Here is a 3,652-nt window from a genome sequence, read left to right as displayed (position 1 = left end):
CGCTTCGCCACCGCCGGCAGCTTGCCCGCCTTCACCTGGCTGGCCAGCGTCGGCGACTCGCTGAAGCTCTTCGGCGGGGCCAACGGCTTCTTCGCCGAGCCCTTGGCAGCGCTCGCGCCGCCCGAGCCGGATCCGCCCCCGCTACCGCCCCCGCTGCCACCGCTGCTACTGCTGTTTCCGCTGCTGCACGCCGCCAGCATGGCCCCGCCCGCGACTGCCGCCGAACCGTAGAGAAACTTCCGGCGCGACAGATTTCCTCGATCATTCACTGTCTTGTGGTCCCTTCTGTGGGTGCAGCGGGCACCGGCCCGCAGTCACCGGCGGTCTGAGCACATCGAAGGCGGGAAGCCCGCTTTCAGTTGCTGGCTGTCGCACTAGCGGTCGGGGAGAAGACTCACCTCGTCGCTCCGTCCCGGCGGCGCTCTTGATATCTGCGCATCGTCGGAGCGGTGAGGGCAAAGGCCTAATGGGCTGCTGATCGGAATTACTTTCATGACGGGGATACAATTGATCAAATTGATTTACGGAAGCGAAGCATTCGAAGTCGACCCTGTCAAGATGATGTGTCCAAGCTGTAATACGAGATCAATACCGGCGAAAGGCGAAAGGCTCCGGGCCGATCCAGTAATGCCGTCACCACTACTGCCAAATGCAGAATTGAGATATTCGCCTATCGTGCAATACGTGTGTCAATATATTGCGTTGAGATAATGGGAAAATGAGCTCCCCGGGGTCTCCGGCAAGGCCCGGTCACCGTCCGCGTGCGCTTGCTGCTCTAGCGTGGCCGCATGGCAGAGCCCCCGCGGAGCCGCGAGCAGCGGATCGCCGACACGATGCACCATCTCGAGCACGATGTCGACGCCTGGCTGGCGACGACCGACAGCCAACGGCCCTGGCTCGTCCCGCTCTCGTTCATCTGGCACGACGGCCGGCTGGTGTTCGCCACGGATGAGTCGTCGCGGACGATCAGGAACGCGAAGATCGCCAGCCGGGTCAGGATCGCTCTCGGCGCCACCCGCGACGTCGTCCTCATCGACGGTGACGCCGCCGTCGCACCGTCGTCCGACATGAGCGATGCCGAGGTGGACGCGTACCGGCGTAAGAACGGCTCCGATCCGCGCGGATGGGCCGACTCGATTCTGCGGGTGTCGCCGCAACGGGTCCAGGCGTGGCGGGAGGAGAACGAACTCCGAGGGCGCACCCTCATGCGCGACGGCGTGTGGCTCAGTACGCCGCCTGGAGAAATGGCTTGACCGCACGGAGATGATTGGCGGTCGTGCGCGTTGACCGGCGGCAGAGTCACGTGAGGAGCAGTGATGATCGGGCGGGGTCTGCTGCCACCAGGTGCGGCGAGGCACAAGCGCCTGCTGGCCGCCCTGGTGATCGACGCGCTCGGTTCAGGCCTCTTCATCCCGTTCTCGCTGCTGTTCTTCGTCGCCACCACGCCACTGTCGCTGCCGACCATCGGCTTGGCCTTGTCGGTCGCCGCGCTGGTGCGGATCCCCGCCACGTTCGCGGCGGGCGGCTTCAGCGATCGGATTGGCCCGCAACGGGCGGTCGTCATAGCGCAGGTGTTGCAGGCCGTGGGGTTCGTGAACTACCTGTTCGTCGGCACCACGTGGCACCTGATCGTCGCTGCCGGGATGGTGCAGGTCGGCAACTCGATCTTCTGGGTCGCCTACCAGGCCCTGGTCTCGGAGGTGGCCGGGGACGGCGGCCGGGAGCAGTGGTTCGCCCTCGCCACGGCGGTACGCACCGCAGGGTGGGCGGTCGGCGGTGTGGTGGCCGGGGTGGTCGTCGCCGTGGGCGGCCGGTCCGGCTACGTGTTCGTCGCCGCGGCCGACGCGGCCTCCTTCGCTGTGGCGGCGGCGTTGATGTGGGGACCGCTCGTCGGGCTGGGCCGGGAGCGGCTTGAGCCCGCGGCGGCGCCGGAGGACGGGCAGACCGGCTGGTCCAGCGTGCTGCGCGACGGGCCGTTCCTCGGCTTCGTCGGCGCGAACCTGGGCCTGACATTGCTGTCGCTGGCCTTCGCCGTCGGCCTGCCGGTCTTCCTGGTACGTACGGTCGGCCTGCCCACCTGGACGCCCGGGGCGGTGCTGGCCATCAACGCCGTGCTCGGCACCCTCGGCACGCCGCTGATCGTGCGCCGGATCACCGGCCGTAGCCGCCGCGGGGTCCTGCTCAGGTCCCAAACCATCATCGCCGCAGGCTTCGCCGCCGTGCTCGCCATCGCGTTCGTGCCCACCGCGGCCGGCCTGGTGCTGGCCGTGGTGGCCGTCGTACTGGTGACCGGATGCGAGGTGATGCAGGGCTCCGTCGTGCCCGCCGTCGTCACCGAGGCGAGCACCCCGCGCACGCTCGGCCGCTACATGTCCGCCTACCAACTCACCTTCGCCATCTGCGACATCATCACCCCGAGCCTTGTCACCCTCACCCTGCACCACGGCGCCGCCGCGCTGTGGCTGCCGCTGATCGCGATCGCCCTCCTCGACATGCCCTTGCTCGCCGTCGTCGCCCGCCGCCTGCCCCCGCTGCGCCTACCGGTCGGAAGAGTCGAACCAGACCTCACCCGCGAGAGAATGGTCGAAACCGACTCCGTTTGAGCCGACGGACGGGCATTCGCAGGCGTCGGTGGACCTGAGTGGGAGGGTGCGTCGGGTGGATGACACGAGCGGATGGGGCAAGGTCGGGCTCGGCGTGCTCAGCGCGGCGGCTACTGACGCACCCCGCGATGCCGGCGTCTACCTCTTCCTCGACGACCACCGCGACGTCCTTTACGTCGGGAAGGCGCGCAATCTACGGCAGCGTCTGCACCAGCACGCGGCGACGAAGCGGCAGGAGTCCCGACTGCATCAGAAGTACGACCTGGTCCGCCGGGTCGTGTGGGAAATCGCCGCCGACGAGGAGGCCGCCTTCTGGCGAGAAGCGGATCTGATCTTCGCCCTGCGCCCACCGTTCAACACCAACCCCGGCCTCCGGGGTCATGACCCGGTCGGAAAGGACCCACAAGCGCCGTACATCGTCGTGGTCGAGGATGCGACGGGGACACTCCACTTCACCTTGGAACCCGTCGTTCCTGTGACCGGGAGTGCCTACGGGTGCTTTCCCCACCTGGGCAAGGGAGTCGCCTCCGACCTGGGCATCGCGTGCAGCGACGGCTACACCGCGCTGCTACGTCTGATGTGGGCGGCGTCGGGGCAGGGCGCCGGCATGCCGACTGCGGTCACGAGGTCGGCGCCCGCATCGTTCGCGGTGGCGGCGCCGGCGGACATCCGCGAGGGCCTGCGCCGCTTCCTGTCCGGGACAAGGCCGCGGCTGGCCGAGGACTTGCTCAGTGCGGCAGCCCACCGACCTGAGTTCATGCAGCCGGCGCTTCGCCGCGACAGGGCGTCGGCGCTGCGGTTCTTCGCCGCCGGTCCGCGGCTGGTGCACGCGCGGCGACTACGTCACCGCAGACGCGCGAGGGCTCTCGACGCCGAGACATATCGGAGTCTGGTCAGAGATGAGATCAGCCCGGTGATCAACGAGTCGTACGACAGGTAGGCGTCGGTGCTCGGGTCGGGCTGGGGAGGTCCGGTGGAAACCCAGTGGTGCTGAGGTGTTGGGTGATCAGGTCAGCGCAGCCATCGGGGTCTTCGAACCAAGGTCCATG

The 3,652-nt window shown here is 68.0% G+C and carries 4 protein-coding genes; all 4 read left to right on the top strand.

The annotated features are described in order from the left end of the window. The coding region (locus VGH85_12070; GenBank protein ID HEY2174534.1) for a hypothetical protein at positions 1-231 on the top strand (231 nt) is incomplete at its 5' end. Between the two features lie 557 nt (positions 232-788). Further along, positions 789-1,253: a pyridoxamine 5'-phosphate oxidase family protein gene (locus VGH85_12065; GenBank protein HEY2174533.1), complete on the top strand. Its 465-nt coding sequence runs from the start codon at positions 789-791 to the stop codon at positions 1,251-1,253. Between the two features lie 63 nt (positions 1,254-1,316). After that, positions 1,317-2,603, top strand: a complete 1,287-nt coding sequence (locus VGH85_12060) for an MFS transporter (GenBank protein ID HEY2174532.1) — start codon at positions 1,317-1,319, stop codon at positions 2,601-2,603. A gap of 55 nt (positions 2,604-2,658) precedes the next feature. Next, positions 2,659-3,543, top strand: coding sequence for a GIY-YIG nuclease family protein (locus VGH85_12055; protein ID HEY2174531.1), 885 nt, complete (start codon positions 2,659-2,661; stop codon positions 3,541-3,543). The last annotated feature ends 109 nt before the right edge of the window (positions 3,544-3,652 follow it).

The sequence above is a fragment of the Mycobacteriales bacterium genome, assembly GCA_036497565.1.
In the GTDB taxonomy this organism is placed as follows: domain Bacteria; phylum Actinomycetota; class Actinomycetes; order Mycobacteriales; family QHCD01; genus DASXJE01.
The sequence above is the reverse complement of the archived record's forward strand: the minus strand, read 5'-3'. Positions and strand labels throughout refer to the sequence as shown.